The sequence below is a fragment of the Shewanella sp. UCD-KL12 genome (genome assembly GCF_001957125.1).
Taxonomy (GTDB): Bacteria; Pseudomonadota; Gammaproteobacteria; order Enterobacterales; family Shewanellaceae; genus Shewanella.
Genome location: NZ_MPHJ01000004.1, coordinates 246,031 through 266,309 on the forward strand (window position 1 = coordinate 246,031; position 20,279 = coordinate 266,309).

Sequence of the window (20,279 nt, forward strand, 5' to 3'; positions counted from 1 at the left end):
TAAAAGCCAGTTACAAAATCCCACACTACTCTTTAAAAACCACATGCCGATTCAAGCTTGGGCTTGAGTGAGTCAGGGGCTTAGTTCACCTCTTATATATCTTAGTTTGCTGAACGCTCTCTTCATTGTTGCATTAAGATTCAGAACCAACCGCTTTAGAATTAACAGATATACAATCTTTTAAATATTGACGGTTTAATTCATTTTTCGTTAAAAATTGTTATTTATTTTGCTTGTTATCCCAATAATAAAGTATTTTCTCTACCAGTATGAAAACTCACTACCAGTGTCTTTGTTTGAATGGTATAAAGAGAGCCTAATAACCCCCTACACACTATTTTAGGAAAGATCTTATGATATTTAGCCAGGTTGAACTTGCTCCAGCAGATCCCATTTTAGGCCTTACTGATGCATTTAAAGCCGATACAAGGAAAGGTAAAGTAAACCTTGGGGTTGGGATCTATAAAGATGAGTCAGGTTTAACCCCAATACTAAGATCGGTAAAACTGGCGGAAGAGAAATTGCTCTCATCAGAGAAGAGTAAAAGCTATCTTGGCATCGAAGGTGTTGAAGCATACAACCGTGTTGTTCAAGAGTTACTTTTTGGTGCGACGCACGATGTAGTAACAGCTAAACGTGCGCTAACAGCTCAAGCGCCTGGCGGTACAGGCTCACTACGAGTAGCTGCAGAGTTTTTAGTCCGTAATACAGAATCTAAAACAATTTGGGTCAGCAACCCAACCTGGGCCAATCACCAAAACATTTTTAAATCTGCAGGGCTTGCCATTAAGCAGTACCGTTACTATCAAGCTGAGACCCACGGAAAAGACTTTGAAGCAATGCTTGAAGATCTTAAGACCGCAAAAGCGGGAGACTTGGTCTTATTACATGGTTGCTGTCATAACCCGACAGGGATTGATCTGACTGAACAAGAGTGGCACACCATTGCAGATCTGTGCTTATCACAAGGTTTGGTGCCATTATTTGATTTTGCTTACCAAGGCTTTGGTGCTGGGGTCGATGAAGATGCTCAAGGGCTAAGAATCGTTGCAGCTAAAGTACCTGAACTGCTTATTGCTAACTCTTTCTCTAAAAACTTTGGCCTTTATAACGAACGCATTGGTGCCGTAACCCTTGTTGGTGATACGACAGAAAGTGTTACTAAAGCTTTTAGTCAAGTTAAAAGCACTATTCGTGGTAATTACTCAAACCCGCCTGCTCACGGTGCATTGATCGTGAGTACTATACTCGGCGATGATGAGTTGAAGCAGTTATGGGAATCTGAGCTTAGCGAGATGCGTGAGCGAATTGCTCAAATGCGTAGCTTGTTTGTAGAGTCATTGAAGCATGAAGGCGTGACACAAGATTTCAGCTTTATCTCAAGTCAAAATGGCATGTTTAGCTTCTCCGGATTGTCTAAAGCGCAAGTGACACAACTAAAAGATGAACATGCGGTTTATATTGTTGGCTCTGGACGCATCAGTGTCGCTGGTATGACAAAAGAAAATATGCCAGTGATCTGCAAAGCGATTGCTGCAGTTTTATAAAAGTTTAAAGGTAGAGTCTGCACTCGGTAATACTCAATAAAAAGGACAGCTTAAGCTGTCCTTTTTATTACTCTTTATAACTTAAGCATAGGGCCAAGAAATAGAACCTAGTGATAAAAAATAGGCTTATTATCTAGGCGATGCCGCGACCATGCTTGCGAGTGCATCTGCAAGTGCCGTTCTGTCGTGTAAACCTCTATGATGTTTACTTACCAGTGGGCGGTAGGAGATTATTCCCTCTTGGTAACTCGTGTCAGCGTGGCAAAGTACTTGCTCAATCACTTTCATGCCTAATACTTGGTGACACCAATCAATCCTTTGTCGCAGCGAAAAATCCGCTGAAGGAGAGGGCTCTCGGGTTAAATTATCAATCAGTATTACTTTAGCTTCTGATTCATTCAGTGCCGCGCAAAACTTTGGTAACAGTAGTGGGGGCATAATACTGGTTAGAAAGCTACCTGGGCCCAATATGACTAAGTCTGCATGCCTAACAGCTTCACAAGCCTCACAGGTCGCAGTAACCATAGGCTCTAAAGACAATGCCATTGGATGCTCGACCATGCCATCAACACTGGTTTCACCAAACACCTTGTTACCACAAGCTTCAATAGCGACTAAGTGTGTCGGCTCTTCCGACATAGGTATGACCTTAGTCTCGATTTTTAAAAGCTGCCTTATAAGATTAACAGCCTCTAACGGTCGGACACAAAGTTGATCTAGGGCTAATAAAATTAGATTGCCTAAGTTGTGGCCTGACAGATCATTTTCACCAGTAAAACGGTATTCAAATAAGAGGGAGCCTATCGATGGGTGATTAGCAAGTTGAGATAAACAGTTTCTCATGTCTCCCCACGCAATACAGTCCTGCTGCTGCCTTAGGCGACCCGTAGAGCCACCATTATCCGTTGTCGCTACAACACCTGTGAGTTTTGGGCCAAGGAAAGATAGCGCGGATAACACACGACCCAGGCCATGACCACCACCAACGGCGACGATGTTGTTAAATTTATTTAATTCATTATCTTGCATTCGGGTTGTTCCTTCCTGAATACCCATTTACTATGCGACTCAATAATTGACGATTATACCCTAGGGCTATGGCTTTGTGTTGGGTTTTGTCAATTTTGATATATGTCATATAATCCCAGTCAATTTTTTATAACAAGAGATAAAGATGAAAGCAGGAAGAGTTGCAAGAGTAACCGTTTCATTGAGCTTAGTGATCGTCACTTTCATTCTTTTAAAAGTTTTGTTCATAGATTCTGTGAAAACAGAGCAGGGTACAGTTGGTAAGTTAATTGAAAATGAACAGGCGATGAGTTTGATCCCAGATTTTGAATCCATTTCTTCAGTATCAGAGAAAAAGCAAACATTTTTTAACTATCTTCGCCCATCAATCAGGCATCAAAATGCAATCATTATGGATGAGCGTGCCTTTCTACAAAGAAGCTTGCAGCACCTAATCGATGGATTAGTGTTAACAGATGCGGAGCTCTATCGCATTGAAGAGATAGCCAATAAATATCAATTCTCTTCTCGCTCCTTTAATGAAAAGACATTGCAGGAGCTACTGGTCAGAACCGATATCATTCCTGAGTCTATGGTATTAATTCAAGCTGCGAACGAAACAGGCTGGGGCAGTTCCCGCTTCGCGAAACAAGGGCTTAATTTTTTTGGTCAGTGGTGTTTTAGAAAAGGTTGTGGTTTAGTGCCGCAGTCAAGAACAAGTGGTAAGTCCCATGAAGTTGCCAAGTTTGACTCAGTTGAAGCGTCAGTCGCTTCATATATGAGAAACCTCAACTCAAATGCCGCTTACTCTTTATTACGATCTATTCGAGCTGATTTACGTGCTCAAGGCAAACTTCCTGCAGCAGATCAGTTAGTATATGGTTTAATTAATTATTCCGAACGACAGGAGGCCTATATCGATGAGCTCCTGGAGATGTTACGACAAAATAAGCGGTATTTGGTGGAGAATCATGAAGAAAGGCCTTCTGTTTAGTTGTTTAATTCTGGCTGCCACGTCTGTACAGGCAGCACCAATCTCTCTTGAATATCAAGGATTTTACCAAAGACTCAAACAGGTCAATAAAGGTAATTACCCCTTGATAGAGATTGCATTTTCAGTCCCTAATAAGGACTTATGTCGTGTTAAAAGTGGAACGATCACAACAGAAAAAGAAACGTTCCCGCTGACCATTACAGCACAGCAAAGAATATTTTTACCCTATGACGGTAAGCTTAAGTCCGATAGGGCACTAGTAAACCTTGAGATTGATGGTTCAGCGGATAATTGCAGTATCGCAATGCAAGTAAGAGCTAAAAATACTAAACAGCACTACAGTCAAACAGAAGTCAGTGAGATCCAAGCTGAGATGAATAGAATGCTGTACGACATGCAAGGGTTTCCTATGCGCTATTTCAGTAATGATATCTCAGGTCTTAACTTCGAGTTTTCAGAAAATGATAAAGTACTGGTTACCATCGATGGTAAAGAACAGGTCGTAAAAGGGAAATTGAGACTTTCAGCTGAGCAGATCGAATCACTTGTTAAACTTGAGTTCGATAGGAAACCCTTAGTTGTAAGCCCTTGGACAAACGGTTAACTGTAAAAGCACAACTCATTAAACCAAAAATCCCGGCATAAGCCGGGATTTTTATTTGCGAAGCATTTAAGTTACTAAATATCTAAACATCTAAACATCTAAATATCTAAGTGCTTATGGCGTGTAAGTATTAACAACCTCAATCAAATTCTCTTGTCTAACCTTGTTTGCAGCATCGAGATCAATATGACCGTTATTCGCCGGATCGAGGAAATCGAACGCTGGTAATTGAGATTCTGCAACATCGCCTTTTAATGGCGCATCAGGATCGCGTTTAAGCGCGGTGAAATCAAATTGCTCGCGATCAACACCTTGAGAGGGGGATGTGTTCTGCATTGCTGTAAAAATGCTCTCAATGCGTCCAGGGAAGTCTCTATCCCAACTATTAAGCATATCTTTTACAGCGACTCGCTTTAAGTTTTCTTGTGAACCACATAAGTTGCAAGGAATAATAGGGAATGATTTTAAATCAGCATATTCAGCAATATCTTTCTCCCTTGAGTATGCCAGAGGTCTGATAACAACATTGGCACCATCATCCGACAAAAGTTTTGGTGGCATTGCCTTTTGCTTCCCAGCAAAGAACATATTGAGAAAGAGTGTTTCGATAATGTCATCTCTATGGTGCCCAAGCGCGATTTTAGTTGCCCCTATATTTTGAGCAAAACCATAAAGTGTGCCACGGCGAAGTCGAGAACATAAGGAACACGTTTTTTGCCCCTCAGGGATTTTGTCTCGGACAATAGAGTAAGTGTCTTTTTCAAGAATATGGTAGGGCACGCCTAATGTATCTAGGTATGCAGGCAAAATTTCTTCAGGGAAACCAGGTTGTTTCTGATCTAAATTTACTGCAACAATTTCAAATTTAATTGGTGCGCGTTGCTGTAGATTGATTAATATGTCCAGCATCGCATAACTATCTTTGCCACCAGATAGGCAGCACATTACACGATCACCTTCCTCTATCATTTGATAGTCAGAAATTGCCTTACCCACTTCACTGCGTAGCTTTTTCTGAAGTTTATTCATTCGGGTGATCTGTTGTTTTGATAGATCGTCGGACATAAAAAACGCGCCTAGTTCACTTAAATTCTGGGCGCGTAGTATATAGCAATCTTTAGCATTTTTGAACAAAGAAGCGTGCGAGTATTACTCCTCCGCTAAAGGAGAGATATAACCATCAGGTTTAATCGCAAGCAGATCACAATTTATACTGTCGATAACATGCTCTGCGGTATTACCAATCAATGCTGCTGAAATCCCCGTCCTGCCAACCGTACCTAAGATAACGAGCTCGGCATCAATTTGACGCGCAATCTCAGGAATAACATCTTCAGGTAATCCCTCTTTGACATGACAAAAATCACTCGAGATCCCATAGCTATTTGCTAAATAACACACCCTTTGTTCATGCTGCATTCTGATAGTTTCACCGTAAGTGTGCGCGTCAAAATCAGGCAGTTCAATGGCTAGGTTAACAGGCGTGCCTGGATAACCATTGACTAAATGAACTTGAGCATCGAACTGTTCAGCAAGACATTTAGCATGATCAATGATTTTTCCATTTAGCGCTTGATGATCATCATCCTCAGAACCAACATTGATAGCACATAGGATTTTACCAGCAACGGGCCAGTCATGATCTTTAACGAGCAACATTGGTACTGGCGACTTTCGCATAAGGTGCCAATCTGTTGGAGTAAAGATAACTGATTTCAATTTATCATGAAGGTGAGTACCTTTCACAATGATGTCGTACTGCCCAGCTATTGCATGTTGAATAATGCTTTCAAATGGGCGGTTATGCCAAATAACTTCACTTTCAATCTGTGTTTTGCCGTTTGAGTAACCCGCTATTAACTCTTCTAGCCAAGCTTGTCGTTGAGCAATAACACCTTGGCGCATCGCTTCACGTTCATGGCCAGACAAAATAGAGGTCATCTCATAAGAGAAATCGAAAATAGATAAGAAAACAGTGATGGAGGCATTATTGGGAGAGGCTAATTCAATGGCACGTGCAAGGGCTGGTTGTACATCGCTAGTAGGATCGATGACGACCAAGAGTTTCTGTAATTGCTTCATAGTCACTCCTTTGTTTAGACAGTAAATTAATAATGAGCTAAAGAGTACAAAAAGCAATGATTTTGATCAACATCAGCATATCTTTATGCCAGTAACGAGATCTAGAAGTGAAAAAAGGTATGACGATTGGGCACTTAGATACAAATTGACTAAATGCCCAAATACTTAACGCGCGATGGCGTTGTTTCCAGCTAACTCAGAGAGCTGTTCAAAGTTAACAATGGTAATGTATTTACCCTTTACTTCGATAAGGTCAGCTTTTTGGAAACGGCCGAGCAAACGACTAATGGTTTCTACTGTTAATCCTAAGTAGTTACCAATATCTCCGCGGGTCATCGTTAATCTGAATTCCTTCGGAGAAAACCCTCGACTACCAAAACGATTTGCTAGATTACTGATGAATGCAGCGAGTCTCTCTTCAGCATTCTTTTTACTCAGTAATAATATCATCTCTTGGTCACTTTGAATTTCATGACTCATTAAGCGCATTACTTGCTGTCTTAATTTCGGCATAGTGCCACTGAGATCATCAAGAGTAGTGTAAGGGATCTCGCAGACCATAGAGGTTTCAAGTGCTTGTGCAAAACTTTGGTGAGATTGGGAATGGATACCATCGAAGCCAATAACATCACCAGCAAGATGAAAGCCTGTGATCTGCTCGTCACCTTGTTCTGTGATCGTAAAGCTTTTAACTGTACCAGAACGTATGGCGAAAAGAGATTTTAGTGGGTCACCAGACTTAAAGATTTGCTCACCTTTTTGAATTGGCTTCTTTCTCTCAATTATCTCATCTAACTGATCGAGTTCGTTGCTATTGAGGGTAAATGGAATACATAAGGTTCCCATACTACAGTCATGACAATGAATGGCACATCCAGGCACTGTCGAGCGACGAGTCTTAATCTTGTCTGTCATAGTGTTTCTCAAATTTCGCGATTACATATATGTTAAACTAATTTAATAAACTGAGCTAGCTAAGCTGCGAAAATGCGATATATAAAGTTTGTAAACCAAACGAAACTAAAATTGCACCACTTATCAGCCTTACCGCTCGATTCTTAACCCATTGCCCCAAAGCATTGGCCGCCATACCAACACTCAAGAGAGCTGGTAAAGTTCCCAGTCCAAATGCCGCCATAATCAAGGCGCCTTGTTGCGCAGAGTTAGACGCTACAGCCCATGTTAATGTGCTATATACCAAACCACAAGGTAACCAGCCCCACAATATTCCCCCGAGGAAAGCTTGTGGTGCGGTCTGAATAGGGAGTACGCGATTAGCGATTGGCGCTACAAAACGCCAGACGAATTTACCTAAGCGTTCTACTTGAACAATACCCGACCAGATATTGGCGATATACAGGCCCGTTGCGATCATCATAACACCTGCGATTATTCGAAGTGTTATCAGATAAATATCAAGATCAAACAATAAGCCTAGAACACTTGCAGAACCGCCCACTAATGCGCCAGCAGTCGCATAACTTAATATTCTGCCAAGGTTGTAGGTCAGTAAAAACTGCAGTCGTGAAACAAACTTATTTTTATTGCCACTTGATGGAAGCTGCGATGAAAACGCACCAATTAGACCACCGCACATACCAATGCAATGTCCTGCGCCCATCAGGCCGACTAAAAAAGCGCCTGTAACGTTATAATCAATCAAACGGGTTTTGAGTCGTCAGACTCTTTACTGGTAACAGAGGGCTGTTCATCATCAAATAGAATAGAAACACTTTGTCTGTCGAGGTCATCAAACTGCTCGGATTTAACGGCCCAGAAGAAAATGCCAATAGCAATCAGTACGAACAGCATAGCAATAGGGATCAAAACGTAAATAATACTCATAAACGAACCTTTAGTAATCTGAGGCTATTGCCAACAACGATAAGTGAACTGGCTGACATGCCGAGTGCTGCAACATAAGGTAATACATGGCCCGTAACGGCTAGAGGGATTATAAACAGGTTATATCCAAGCGCCCAGTATAAATTTTGTTTGATAATTTTTTCAGTTAGCTTTGCAACGTTAACCGCGTCGGTATAACGGCTTAATTGATCCCCTAACAGTATAATGTCTGCACTGCTTTTTGTTATCGCAGCGCCACTCCCCATAGCGATAGATAGGTTTGCCCCCGCTAAGACTGGGGCATCGTTTATCCCATCACCAAACATAGCAACATTCGATGTTTGCTGATACTGCCTAATGAGGGTTAGTTTGCCTTCAGGTGACAGTCCTTTATTCACATCAGAAATACCCACTCTTTGGGCAACTTCATCGACATGAGTTGAGGTGTCACCACTTGCAATCGATACTTTACTTCCCGAAAGAGCTAATGCTTTAACGGTTTGAGATGCATCACTGCGAATGGCATCAACCAAAACAAATTGAGCAATGACAGAGCGTGAATCACTTAGATAAACCGTCTGTTGCTCCTGAGAAGATAAGCCAACAAATTTCGCACTGCCTAAACGATACTCGATATTACCAATAGATCCGCTTACTCCTTTGCCGATATGACTCTGGCACTGTAACACTTCCATGTCGTGTCTACGGTAAGGTTCGAATGCTTTAGCAATAGGGTGTAGCGAACTTTCTTCAAGTGCCGCAGCAATTGAAAGCGCCTCTTTTTCGGGGATAGTGCCTGTTATTGTGACAGATTCTAGCTCTAGATTTCCGCAGGTCAGGGTGCCCGTTTTATCGAAAACAACATGATCAATCAATGGTAACTTTTCAAAGACACCTGGCTTTCTGGCTATCACACCAATACGTGTAAATATCCCTGTGGCACAAGTAACTGCAGTGGGGGTTGCGAGTGCGAGTGCACAGGGGCAGGTTGCAACGAGCACAGAGAGCGTGACCCAAAAGGCATCTTCAGGCCAATAAATTTTCCAAACGATATAAGTTAAAGCTGCGACCGTCAGTATGGTCCAAGTAAAATAATTTGAGATATTATCAACATAGAGTGCAACCTTGGGCTTATTGTTTGAGGCTGACTCTTGTAGACGTATTATCTCTGACACTAATTGGTCTTGGCCAATGGCGGTGACTTGTACTCGAACAGGTTGCTCTACGTTAATCGTTCCTGCATATACTTCTGCAGTGGTTGTTTTGTTAACTGGTTTTTGCTCACCGGTCAGCATAGCTTCGTTAAAGCATGAGCTGCCATAAACGATGTGTCCATCAGCTGCGACGACTTCGCCAGGTTTAACTAAAATTATGTCACCCACAACGAGCCCCTTAGCAGGGACCTCTTCGACACCTGAATCCTTATATAAATGTGCCGTTAATGGGACCAGTTTATGCAGGTTACTTGAGCTTACAGATGCTTTTTGACGGGCATTTTGTTCAAAGTAGCGACCCAGTAATAGGAAAAAGGTAAACATACTAACAGACTCAAAATACACCTCTCCGTTGCCATTTATGGTTGCTATACAGCTCGCTATATATGCACCCAATATGGCAATAGACACGGAGACGTCCATATTAAGCCGACCACTAAACATAGAACGAATCGCACTGAAATAGAAAGGTTGTGCTGAGTAGAAAACCACTGGCGCGGCAAAAATTAAACTGACCCAGCGAAAGTAATCTCGATATTCAACTTCTAAATCAGTGAAGTAACCAGCATAGAGGGCGAGGGCAAACATCATAACTTGCATGGTTGCAAAGCCTGCAAGGCCAAGCCTTAATAAAAACTTGCGACTATTCTTTTTACTTAACACTTCCTGTTCATCGACTTGATAGGGGGCCGCTTGATAACCAATCGCACTGATGTTGTTAAGGATGTCACTCAGCTTTAGTTGCTCTGGCAGCCAAGTCACTAAAGCTCTTTCTGTTGTCGTGTTGACCTGAATATTTACAATTCCAGCAAGATTTTTAAGCTTATGTTCGATTAACCATGCACAAGCTGCACAAGTGATCCCATCGATAGAGAGTGATACGCTCGATGTCTCACTATTTTGATAAACAAAGTCTTGTTGAACTTCTGGTAGGTCGAATGCTGAAAACGTTGAAAGCTCTTCAGGCACGATGGCATTTTGCTTACTGCCTGGCTCAGTTCGATATTTATAATAGTTAGTTAAACCTGCATCAATGATTGCAGCCGATACAGCCTGACAACCAGGACAACACATACATTGTTCTTTGTTGTCGATGAGTGTGGTGAATTGAGAACCCGTTAATACAGGCTCGCCACAGTGGAAACAATCAAGAAGTTGCATAGACAGTTTTAAAGAACCTATTTATAAGCACACGGACTAAGCAATGAATAACTTAAGTCAATAAGTGATTATTTAAAATCGATAACCGATGTAAGCCACGGTTAAGTAACTTGCATCGGTATAAGATGAAAGGGGACTATTTGCTTAGTTTAGCCAATATTGACCATCATCTTTAATCTCTAATCGTTTTTGAATGCGCCATTTACGATCGAAACCATCTAATCTTACTTCCCAAGAACCTGTAATTGGCTCCTCAAGTTCAATTCGATAAACTTGATCACCACCAGCCGGAACCATCTTTGTAAAGTCACGGGCTTGAATCGTCGGGTGAAAAAACTCAACGTTAAGTGCTGCAGTATAGGCTTCACCGCCATGCTGAGTGATAGCCAAAGTATTATGGTCAACTAACATCTCAAACTGCAGGCCAAGTTGTTTAGCGTATTTAATCTTCTTAAGATCCATATTTATACGCTTACCGTCTTTATAGTAATCTTCAGAGACTAATGAGTCTTTGTTTACAACAGCTAGATAGACCAAATTCATACTTGCTACAACAGCACAAAGAGGAAGAATAATTAAGAACCAGGGCCAGAACTGCTTATACCAGGGTGGTTGTACGTTCATCTGTCATACCTATTAGAATAATTACGATTATTTTACCGTTAAAACTGTGATTTAGCACCTAAAAAAAGGGCCTCGATTAGATCGAGGCCCTTATGTTACTTAGATGTAACTACTTGTTTGACAAGCTATAAACATAGGCAGTGATTACGTGAACTTTTTCTTCACCTAATACATCTTTCCATGCTGGCATAACACCACTGCGGCCATACTTAATCGACTGCTCAATAGCACCACGACTTCCGCCGTATAACCAGATGTTGTTAACAAGGTTAGGGGCACCCATCATCTTGTTACCAGTAGCATCCATACCATGACAAGCAAAACAGCCTTTCATGAATGAGCCTTGGCCCTGTGCGGCTAACGCTTCATCATGCTCGCGACCAGAAAGTTTGACTACATACTCAGCCAAGCCTTTGATCTCACTATCTTCGATAGGCAAACCACCTTTAGGCGGCATCATACCGTGACGACCGTTCATGATTGAGGCCTTGATTGTTTCAAGCTCTCCGCCATATAACCAATCGCCGTCAGTAAGGTTAGGGAAACCAGTACTACCACGGGCATCACTACCGTGACACTGTGAACAGTTATGTAAGAATAGACGACCACCAACTTTCAGTGCTTCTTCATTCTTAACTAACTCATCAAGTGGTGTTTCAGCATATGCCTTGAAGATAGGGCCATATTTCTCATCGGCACGCATGACTTCTTGGTCATATTGCACCCAACGTCCTTCGCTAGTCGCTAGGGCAGTGGCTGCTTCTGAATCAGCTTTAATACCATTCTCTGTACCAATACTCTGGTTTGAACTACTCCAGCCAAGGAAACCTTTAAAGTTTCCAAGTCCTGGGTAAAGTGCTAAATAAATAACACCAAACACGATAGTTAGGTAGAACATATAACTCCACCACTTTGGTAGTGGGTTATTAAGCTCTTCAATACCATCGAAGGTATGGCCCATAGATTCGCCTTCTTCAACACCAGTGGTGTTTTTAGAAACCAATCTTAAAAGGATGAAACATCCTGCGATTACCACAATTGTGAGTACGGTAATCCATATACTCCAGAAGCTTGTCATCACTTATCTTCTCCTGAGTTCTTGTTTGGTTCATCATCTGAAAAAACAAGATTAGCCGCTTCGTCGAATTGATCCTTACGTCGCGAACTATAAGCCCAAGCAAATATACCGAGGAAAGTCAGCATCACTACAATCGTAATTAGGCCTTGTATAACTCCGTAATCCATATAATTGCCTCCAATTATTTCAGTGCATGTCCAAGAGACTGCAGATAGGCGATAATGGCTTCCATTTCAGTTTTACCTTCAACGGCTTTTTGAGCACCATCAATATCTGCTTGCGTGTAAGGTACACCGAAGTTTTGGAAAATCTTTATCTTATCAGCAGTTAACTTTCCATCAAGCGTGTTCTCAGCTAACCAAGGGAAACCTGGCATATTAGACTGAGGTACCACAGCACGCGGATCAATAAGGTGAACTTCATGCCACTTGTCGCTATAACGACCACCGACACGTGCTAGATCAGGACCTGTACGCTTAGACCCCCACTGGAATGGGTGATCCCAAACTGATTCACCCGCAACAGAGTAATGACCATAACGCTCGGTTTCTGCACGAAGAGGACGGATCATCTGGCTATGACAGTTATAACAACCTTCACGGATATAGATATCACGACCTTCAAGCTCTAGTGCTGTATAAGGACGTAAACCATCTACAGGTTCAGTCGTGTCCTTTTGAAACAGCAGGGGAGTGATCTGAACCAATCCACCAAAACTGATGGCGATTACGGTAAAGATACCTAGAAGACCGATGTTTTTCTCGACTAACTCATGATTAAATTTCATCGTTCTCCCCCTATGCTTCTGCTAACGCAGGTAAAGATTCTTTAGGTGCTTTAACTGTCTTGATTACGTTATATGCCATTAGCAGCATACCAGTAACGAAGAAACAACCACCGATGAATCTGACGAAGTAGAATGGATATGACGCTTCAATACTTTCAACGAAGCTGTATGTCAAAGTGCCGTCAGAGTTAACTGCACGCCACATAAGACCTTGCATCACACCAGAGATCCACATTGAAACGATATATAGAACCGTACCAATTGTTGCTAACCAAAAATGAACGTTAACTAGGTTAGTGCTATACATACGACCATGTCCGTAAAGTACTGGGATAAGGTGATATAGAGAACCAATAGAAACCATAGCAACCCAGCCTAGTGCACCTGAGTGAACGTGACCGACAGTCCAATCTGTATAGTGCGACAATGCGTTAACCGTCTTAATTGCCATCATTGGGCCTTCAAAGGTAGACATACCGTAGAAAGACAATGAAACAACAAGGAATCGCAATACAGGATCAGTTCTTAGCTTATGCCAAGCACCTGATAGGGTCATAATACCGTTAATCATGCCACCCCAAGATGGAGCAAACAGAATAAGCGACATCACCATACCTAACGACTGAGTCCAATCAGGAAGTGCAGTGTAGTGCAAGTGGTGAGGACCAGCCCAGATATATAGTGCAATCAATGCCCAGAAGTGGACAATTGACAGGCGGTATGAATATACAGGTCGTCCAGCTTGCTTAGGAACGAAGTAGTACATCATACCTAAGAAACCAGCTGTAAGTAAGAAACCTACGGCATTGTGACCATACCACCATTGAACCATCGCATCGACAGCACCAGCATAGATAGAATATGACTTCCACATGCTGACTGGCATCGCCATAGAGTTAACTATGTGAAGAACAGCAACGGTTATAATGAAAGCACCAAAGAACCAGTTAGCCACATAAATATGTGAGGTGGTTCGTTTGACAATGGTACCAAAGAAGACTGCGCCATAAGCCACCCAGACTAGGGTAATAGCGATATCTATTGGCCATTCCAATTCAGCATATTCTTTACCACTAGTAATGCCCAAAGGCAAAGTGATTACTGCTGATAGGATAATTGCTTGCCAACCCCAAAAAGTAAATGCAGCCAATTTTGGTGCAAATAATTTGGTTTGACAGGTGCGTTGAACGATATAGTAGGATGTTGCGAAGAGTGCTGAAGTACCAAACGCGAAAATCACGGCATTGGTGTGTAGTGGTCTTAGACGACTATACGTTAACCATGGAGTATCGAAGTTTAGTTGTGGCCAGATTAACTGCGCCGCGATCAATACACCGACTGACATTCCAACTATTCCCCACAATACGGTTGTGAGTGCAAATTGGCGTACAACGGTGTAATTGTAATCAGCGCCTTGAGGCTGGGAATGATTCATCATATTGCTTCCACTGCTTATTACTTATACTTATTATTAAGTAAATGGTGTCTTTACTCTTAAAATGACACAAAAACCGGTTCCCTACGGAACAAGCTGTTATGTGTCAACGTGTATCCCTGCAATAATTGTATTATTAACAAGGTAAAGCAATGATACTTGAGCCATGTCAAAAAAGATAGGAAATGTGAGGCGTGAAATGTTGATCTAGATCAACCTACGCCATAGAATGTAAACACTTTTAATGTAAAGGTTAATTTTTGTGCTACCAGTTAACTTAGCCAGCTGTAAAGCCAGTATTATTGCGCTATTTCTAATGTTTGCCTGCATAGCTTGCACACCTGAAAAAAAGCAGGAAACTACTCCATTAGTTATAGATAACTCCCTATGTAACTTCCACTATGCAGCATGTACAAAGCAAGTCGATAATATACAATTATCTCTATTAATTACCCCTTTATCCACACCCAGCGAAAAACCATTAACTTTAACAATATCAAGCTCTGAACCGATTTCAAATGTTAAAGTTCATGTTGAAGGTAGAGACATGTTTATGGGCATTATTCCGGTAAATATAACCCAAACCAATGAAACCGAATATAACGGTGAATTTATCTTTGGTTCATGTAGCAGTAATTACATGGTATGGCGAACTTTTGTATCTTTCATAAAAAATGGCGAACAACATGTCGCCATTTTCGATTTCCTTGCCGATAATAATAAAATTAACAAATAGGTATTACGGCCCTTAATCGTCTGTCCATTCATCTTTAACTTTTGAAAATACATCAATGTTATCGATAAATAATTTTAGCAATGCAGGGTCAAAGTGTGACCCTGAGCTTTCTTTCATTACTTTCATTACTTCATCTATCGGCCAAGCAGGCTTGTAGCAACGAGCATGTGACAGTGCATCGAACACGTCAGCAATAGCTACGATTCTAGCAAACACATGAATATCGTCACCTTTTAGGCCAGACGGGTAGCCTGAACCATCATATTTTTCATGATGTTGTAGTGCAATCACACTAGCAGCATTGAGAATAGGTCGCTCAGAGTTAGCTAGTATCTGATGTCCCACCGCAGGGTGTTGGCGCATAATTTCCCATTCTTCATCATTAAGCTTACCTGGCTTAAGTAATACAGCATCAGGCGTGGCAATCTTACCTATGTCGTGCATAGGCGACGCATGCTTGATTAGCTCAGCTTCATGCATCTCTAATCCTGAAAGTAATGCTAAATGATAGCAATACTCTGCCATTCTTTTCACATGGTTGGCCGCTTCCTTAGAGCGACTTTCAACAACATCACCTAAACGTAAAATAAGTTCAGATTGCGTATCCTCTAACTCTTTATTAAGGAGGAGGTTTTCAAAAGCGACGCCAACATTAATAGCAAAAATATCGACAAGCTTTTTATCTAAGTCATCAATTTTGCTTATACCGTCCATATAAAGCAGATTTATCCAACCACTTTTAGCCGGGAAGTAACCCACAAAACAATCATCTTCATATAAGCAACGTTTTTGTTTTAAAGCTTCGTCCAGTAGGAGTTTAATATGCTCAGGAACAGGTTTGTCATGGTGACTAGAAAATTGGCCAGTACCAGCTAGAATGTGCATGCCGTCGGTATTTACGTCCTCACTCATTGCATCCATCGCGTTGCATGAAAGTAGTAAGGTTTCGGTATCTAAGTTCAGTAGATTAGCGACTTGGGTTAAGAGACCATCAGCAAAATTATGTAATGTGCGTAATTCAAACAGCCCTGATGTAGCTTGCAACACACGCTCTAAGCCTTTGCGATGTTTTACTTGGTTAGCGCGAGCATTTTCAATTTCAATGATATCTCTATATGAACGTAGGGCGGAGTAGACACTTGTAACTAACTTGCGTGAGTCCAACTCAGCCTTAGCTTTATAATCATTGATATCGTAATTAACGATGACATCTTCTTCTGGGGCTTGACCTGGTTGGCCTGTACGAAGGATTAATCTGATGGCATTATTTTTGGACTCTTCGCGTATCCATTTTACTAACTCAAGACCTGCGTGATCACTTTCCATTACGACATCGACAAAAGCCATCGCAACATTTTTCTCTTTTAATAAAACTTGTTTTGCTTCTTCACCGCTATAAGCGTTAATAAACTCTAAAGAGCGGCCATCAAGCTTAAACCGTGACAAGGCAAGCTTAGTCACGGTATGGACATCTGGTTCATCATCAACAATCAGGATCCGCCAAGCAGGACCGGAACTCTCTGTTGGTGTCTTCTTCTTACCTGAAAAGAGGGGGCTTTTCTTTGCTATATCGATCAGCATTAGACAACCTCAATAGTGTTTAAAAACTTTCATCCCTATACATTGAGTGTAGAACAATGTTCAGGACAGTGGAAAAATGTACAAAAAAACTCTTAAGGGTCGACATCTACCTCTTAATATTTTTGACATATGATATCAAGTGGATACCTTGTCATTGATAATGATTCGCATTTAGTTGTAGAATTGTTCTCTAAACATCTAAGGAGCTCACAATGAGTACTCAAAGAGTAAACCTTTCAATATCTACCCAAAAACTGACCCAACTTATTCAGTCTGGTGTCCTTTGCGCCGCTGACTTTCGTTGCCTTGATCAGGAATCAAAACAGAAAGTCTGGCAAATGTGCCTTTGGTGCTGTAGCAAAAAAATTAATTGTACTAATGATTGTGCATCAAGCTGCGCCGCTGACTGCCAAGGCACTGCAACTTTTAAGTCAAATACAAGTATTGAACAAGTTGAAGAAATAACAAGTCAATCAAAGACAAATATCACAACTAGTTCCATGAGGCTGCTCTAGCAATACTTGAAGCTGTTTAAACTGGTGCTGGTTTAAAAGAGGGTAATTTCTGATAGAAAACATCAAATGACATTGCTAAGATCAATGTCTTACCTGTAAACCTTATGAAATCCGTCTCTAGAAGATGGAATCGAGTACTCATTCATGCAACTGCCGCCTGTTCTGCCTCTTTTTGAATCAGCGAAATATATAGAACTTGGTAATAGTGTCATCAACCAATATATTACCCAAGTTAGCCTTAGCCACGTTGGTGACGCAGGTTTAATCTATGAACACGCATGTGAATTGCTGTTTGAGCAACAACATAATGAAAACAGTTATAAAGCGTATCGCAGCGAGCTCACGACTTTTTTCCATTGGTGCTTTGATGTAGCGCTTCAATCACCTGCAGCATTAACTCGAAGAGAGATGGGCCGTTACATCAGTTACTGTCAAAACCCACCTAAAGATTTGATTGGTTACTTTAACGTTGCTCAATTTAAGTTGAATAAGGAAGAGGGACAGAGACTCCCTAATCTTGCTTGGCGTCCTTTTATTGGTAAAAAAGAATTAGGGGAGGAGTTACCTTATTCATTAAGTGAAAATGCAATCAAGACTAAGGTCGCTATACTTTCATCTTTTTATAGTTATTTAATGAGTGAAGATTATTGCGAGCGTAACCCAGCTCAAGCATGGATGAATCACAGTCGTTTTTCCTCTAAGAAGAAGTACCGCGTCAATACTGAAGATAGTAACATGCTCGCTTTTACTGAGCTTCAATGGTCATATGTAATTGCAGTCGTTGAGAAGCTAGCTAAAGATCAACCTGAAATACACCAACGTAGTTTATTTATGATCAAACTTATCTACTCCTGTTATTTAAGGGTATCAGAAGTTGGGGCTAGGGCAGGTTACTCTCCAGTGATGAGTCAATTTAAACAAGATATGCAGACTGGGATATGGAGCTTTCACATTCCACTAAGTAAAGGTGGAAAGCGGCGTAGCGTTGCTATATCTAAAGCATTACTATCTGGCTTAGTGGAATATAGGCGCTATCTAAAACTTACTGATTATCCAAGTGCAGGGGAGTCGCAACCTTTGTTTATTCGCCGTAAAGCTGCAGGACGGGGAAGGGAAGCTGGTACCCTTAATGCTAATTTAGGTATACGCCAAATCAGAGAGGAAGTTGAAAAGATCATTGAACATGCTGCTATCTGTGCCGAAAATGATGGGTTCAATGATGATGCAAAGCAGATGAGGGCATTGAGCGTTCATAATATTCGCCATACAGGCATTACCCATGATATTAATTTAAACGGCAGACCTTTATCGCATGTTCAAGCCGATGCCGGTCATGAAAGTATCGATACGACATCACAATACCTACATACATCCCAAATAGAGCGGCATCAGAGTGCTCAAAATAAACCACTCGACCATCTACAAGGCATAGACTAAATGGATAGTCCTTCAGGAAGGACACCAATACTTCTTCATGTTGCGACATAATAATTCTAAACAGTCCAGACTTTACATACATAAGTTCGCATAAGTTAATGCCGATAAGTGTCATTATCGGCAATTGAACAAAAAATCTAAATAGGGCTGTATTTTACACAAATATTTAACTCGACAGATAATTATCCACGTATTTGTTAGATGATTATATTAACGATAAAACCCTGTCTTTTAATGACTTACTTGTACATAAAACCTGTGTTACTCACATCGCTGTGATGTTTTAGGTTAGTACTAAGCACTATGATCACTATTCAAGTCTCATATTTAGGTTACTGATTTGGTTCACTTGTCTTGGACTTTTGCCATATACAATGGCTAGTATCAGGACTTATTTGAACAGCAAACTGACTAAAACAAGTATAAACCTTGCTTCCAGTAGCCAGTAGCCAGTAGCTTGAACTTAAGAAATATGAGCAACTGAAACTTACTTTAACTGAGCATTTATATCCTTAATGATTATTTAGGCCACGAGACCATCATAGAGCTATCGATCATAGCTCTATGGCAACAGCAATGAAAAAACTATATTAAAAATATGACTAGAAGCCATTCCTAAAAACTGCTCCTTAAACTTAGGTCTCAAAACTAAAGCCTCAATGCCTGTGTAGTTTCAACTTACACAATCCAGGTTTGATAAGCGTTAAGCTAGAAAAGTACATAAGATTAAGCGCTTGTACGTGCGTAATTTAAACTTTTGTGGGTCATCAGTGCTTAGATTTTACGTAGCGCAGCGTTATTAAGGGGCAAAATTAAAGATCAGTGCTCAGTGAAGCAGTTAGTATTAAACATTAGTAAATAGCTTCGACTAAATCGCGCTTAGTGAATAGCTCTGTGAACATTCAGGAATAATACACAGCAACAATTTCATCTAACCGACTTTTGCTGCCTAGTTTATTTGTTGTTTAGTTCAGAGCTAAGCAATGCTCAGTAATCTTTAGGGGCTGAGTACTGGAATATTTAAATTAGATTCATTTTAAAAATAGGCTAGGACTTTGAACTCAAGCACTAATGAACGCACTCTAATACAAATGCTTTGTTTATAACTGTGTAATGGTTCGAGCCGAGGTATTGTTTCAAGTAATGAGCAATTATGTACTACAGGCTAGGGACTATGGCGGTTTATAATTACTCTAGAATGCTAACTCATTCGCCATTAACTACATATATGCACACAAACCCAATTTAACATAATATACATTGTGCGCACACCTATGTGAGAGCTTAAAGCTTGGCTTGTTCAATGCAATTGCCTTAAGCGATAAACACCATCTTTATACCTAGTCTCATTAATGGCTATAAAATTGGCTGCATAGTTTTCAGGTTTTTCGAATCGGTTACTCGATTAAAATCCCAAAAACCTTTTACGCCTTCAATCCATTCTGGGTATTTAATACCATCGACTTCGATAGTCATGGGCTCTAGCTGTAACTTACTCATAGAGTACGCCTCCCAAGTGAGTAAGGGTTCTATTAAGCAAACTAAATTGTAGAGCAATATCGTTATTTAGCTTAGAAAGCTCATACAAAATAATGGTAAGCGAACTACACTTCGGCTAAGAACATTCTCAG

General features: G+C 40.9%; 19 protein-coding genes. 5 read left to right on the forward strand and 14 right to left on the reverse strand.

Annotated elements, in window-relative coordinates:
• The first annotated feature begins 353 nt into the window (after positions 1-353).
• Positions 354-1,547 carry an amino acid aminotransferase gene (locus tag BM736_RS10305; protein WP_076411550.1) on the forward strand — a complete coding sequence of 398 codons (1,194 nt, stop codon included), beginning with the start codon at positions 354-356 and terminating at the stop codon, positions 1,545-1,547.
• A 129-nt stretch (positions 1,548-1,676) separates the two neighbouring features.
• Here BM736_RS10305 and yvcK read toward each other — a convergent pair whose 3' ends face one another.
• Positions 1,677-2,576 carry a uridine diphosphate-N-acetylglucosamine-binding protein YvcK gene (yvcK, locus tag BM736_RS10310; RefSeq protein WP_076411552.1) on the reverse strand — a complete coding sequence of 300 codons (900 nt, stop codon included), beginning with the start codon at positions 2,574-2,576 and terminating at the stop codon, positions 1,677-1,679.
• Between the two features lie 145 nt (positions 2,577-2,721).
• On the opposite strand from yvcK, the gene BM736_RS10315 reads away from it, so the two are divergent.
• Both BM736_RS10315 and BM736_RS10320 read left to right on the forward strand, forming a co-directional pair.
• Entirely contained in the window at positions 2,722-3,549 is an 828-nt protein-coding gene (locus BM736_RS10315) for a glucosaminidase domain-containing protein (protein ID WP_076411554.1), read from the forward strand.
• Positions 3,527-4,153, forward strand: coding sequence for a DUF2987 domain-containing protein (locus tag BM736_RS10320; RefSeq protein WP_076411555.1), 627 nt, complete (start codon positions 3,527-3,529; stop codon positions 4,151-4,153). Before BM736_RS10315 ends, BM736_RS10320 begins: the two co-directional genes overlap by 23 nt.
• Before the next feature lie 114 nt (positions 4,154-4,267).
• Here BM736_RS10320 and ttcA read toward each other — a convergent pair whose 3' ends face one another.
• The 11 genes from ttcA to ccoN form a co-directional block, all read right to left on the reverse strand.
• Complete coding sequence (gene ttcA / locus BM736_RS10325) at positions 4,268-5,218, reverse strand: tRNA 2-thiocytidine(32) synthetase TtcA (protein ID WP_076411557.1); 951 nt, start codon at positions 5,216-5,218, stop codon at positions 4,268-4,270.
• A gap of 84 nt (positions 5,219-5,302) precedes the next feature.
• Complete coding sequence (gene uspE, locus BM736_RS10330) at positions 5,303-6,235, reverse strand: universal stress protein UspE (protein ID WP_076411558.1); 933 nt, start codon at positions 6,233-6,235, stop codon at positions 5,303-5,305.
• 165 nt (positions 6,236-6,400) lie between these two features.
• Positions 6,401-7,150, reverse strand: a complete 750-nt coding sequence (gene etrA, locus BM736_RS10335; protein ID WP_076411560.1) for an electron transport transcriptional regulator EtrA — start codon at positions 7,148-7,150, stop codon at positions 6,401-6,403.
• A 55-nt stretch (positions 7,151-7,205) separates the two neighbouring features.
• A complete protein-coding gene (locus BM736_RS10340) occupies positions 7,206-7,898 on the reverse strand; it encodes a sulfite exporter TauE/SafE family protein (RefSeq protein ID WP_076411562.1) in 693 nt (230 codons plus the stop codon).
• On the reverse strand, positions 7,895-8,080 hold the full coding sequence (gene ccoS, locus BM736_RS10345; protein WP_076411564.1) for a cbb3-type cytochrome oxidase assembly protein CcoS: 186 nt from the start codon (positions 8,078-8,080) through the stop codon (positions 7,895-7,897). The genes BM736_RS10340 and ccoS overlap by 4 nt, the downstream gene beginning before the upstream one ends.
• Positions 8,077-10,455 (reverse strand): heavy metal translocating P-type ATPase metal-binding domain-containing protein, encoded by a 2,379-nt coding sequence (locus tag BM736_RS10350; RefSeq protein ID WP_076411566.1) that lies wholly within the window; start codon positions 10,453-10,455, stop codon positions 8,077-8,079. Before BM736_RS10350 ends, ccoS begins: the two co-directional genes overlap by 4 nt.
• 144 nt (positions 10,456-10,599) lie before the next feature.
• On the reverse strand, positions 10,600-11,079 hold the full coding sequence (locus tag BM736_RS10355) for a FixH family protein (protein ID WP_076411568.1): 480 nt from the start codon (positions 11,077-11,079) through the stop codon (positions 10,600-10,602).
• A gap of 109 nt (positions 11,080-11,188) precedes the next feature.
• Positions 11,189-12,157 carry a cytochrome-c oxidase, cbb3-type subunit III gene (ccoP, locus tag BM736_RS10360; protein ID WP_076411570.1) on the reverse strand — a complete coding sequence of 323 codons (969 nt, stop codon included), beginning with the start codon at positions 12,155-12,157 and terminating at the stop codon, positions 11,189-11,191.
• Complete coding sequence (locus BM736_RS10365) at positions 12,157-12,324, reverse strand: cbb3-type cytochrome c oxidase subunit 3 (RefSeq protein ID WP_076411573.1); 168 nt, start codon at positions 12,322-12,324, stop codon at positions 12,157-12,159. The genes ccoP and BM736_RS10365 overlap by 1 nt, the downstream gene beginning before the upstream one ends.
• Before the next feature lie 14 nt (positions 12,325-12,338).
• A complete protein-coding gene (ccoO, locus tag BM736_RS10370; RefSeq protein WP_076411576.1) occupies positions 12,339-12,944 on the reverse strand; it encodes a cytochrome-c oxidase, cbb3-type subunit II in 606 nt (201 codons plus the stop codon).
• 10 nt (positions 12,945-12,954) lie between these two features.
• Complete coding sequence (ccoN, locus tag BM736_RS10375) at positions 12,955-14,382, reverse strand: cytochrome-c oxidase, cbb3-type subunit I (RefSeq protein ID WP_076411580.1); 1,428 nt, start codon at positions 14,380-14,382, stop codon at positions 12,955-12,957.
• A 259-nt stretch (positions 14,383-14,641) separates the two neighbouring features.
• Here ccoN and BM736_RS10380 point away from each other — a divergent pair, with 259 nt between their 5' ends.
• Positions 14,642-15,115: a hypothetical protein gene (locus BM736_RS10380; RefSeq protein ID WP_306170160.1), complete on the forward strand. Its 474-nt coding sequence runs from the start codon at positions 14,642-14,644 to the stop codon at positions 15,113-15,115.
• Positions 15,116-15,127: 12 nt separating this feature from the next.
• Here BM736_RS10380 and BM736_RS10385 read toward each other — a convergent pair whose 3' ends face one another.
• Positions 15,128-16,696, reverse strand: a complete 1,569-nt coding sequence (locus BM736_RS10385; protein ID WP_076411583.1) for a DUF3369 domain-containing protein — start codon at positions 16,694-16,696, stop codon at positions 15,128-15,130.
• Between the two features lie 659 nt (positions 16,697-17,355).
• Here BM736_RS10385 and BM736_RS10395 point away from each other — a divergent pair.
• Positions 17,356-18,648 carry a site-specific integrase gene (locus BM736_RS10395; protein ID WP_076411587.1) on the forward strand — a complete coding sequence of 431 codons (1,293 nt, stop codon included), beginning with the start codon at positions 17,356-17,358 and terminating at the stop codon, positions 18,646-18,648.
• A gap of 1,356 nt (positions 18,649-20,004) precedes the next feature.
• On the opposite strand, the gene BM736_RS25150 is transcribed toward BM736_RS10395, so the two are convergent.
• Positions 20,005-20,148 (reverse strand): hypothetical protein, encoded by a 144-nt coding sequence (locus BM736_RS25150; protein ID WP_179079038.1) that lies wholly within the window; start codon positions 20,146-20,148, stop codon positions 20,005-20,007.
• Between the last annotated feature and the right edge of the window lie 131 nt (positions 20,149-20,279).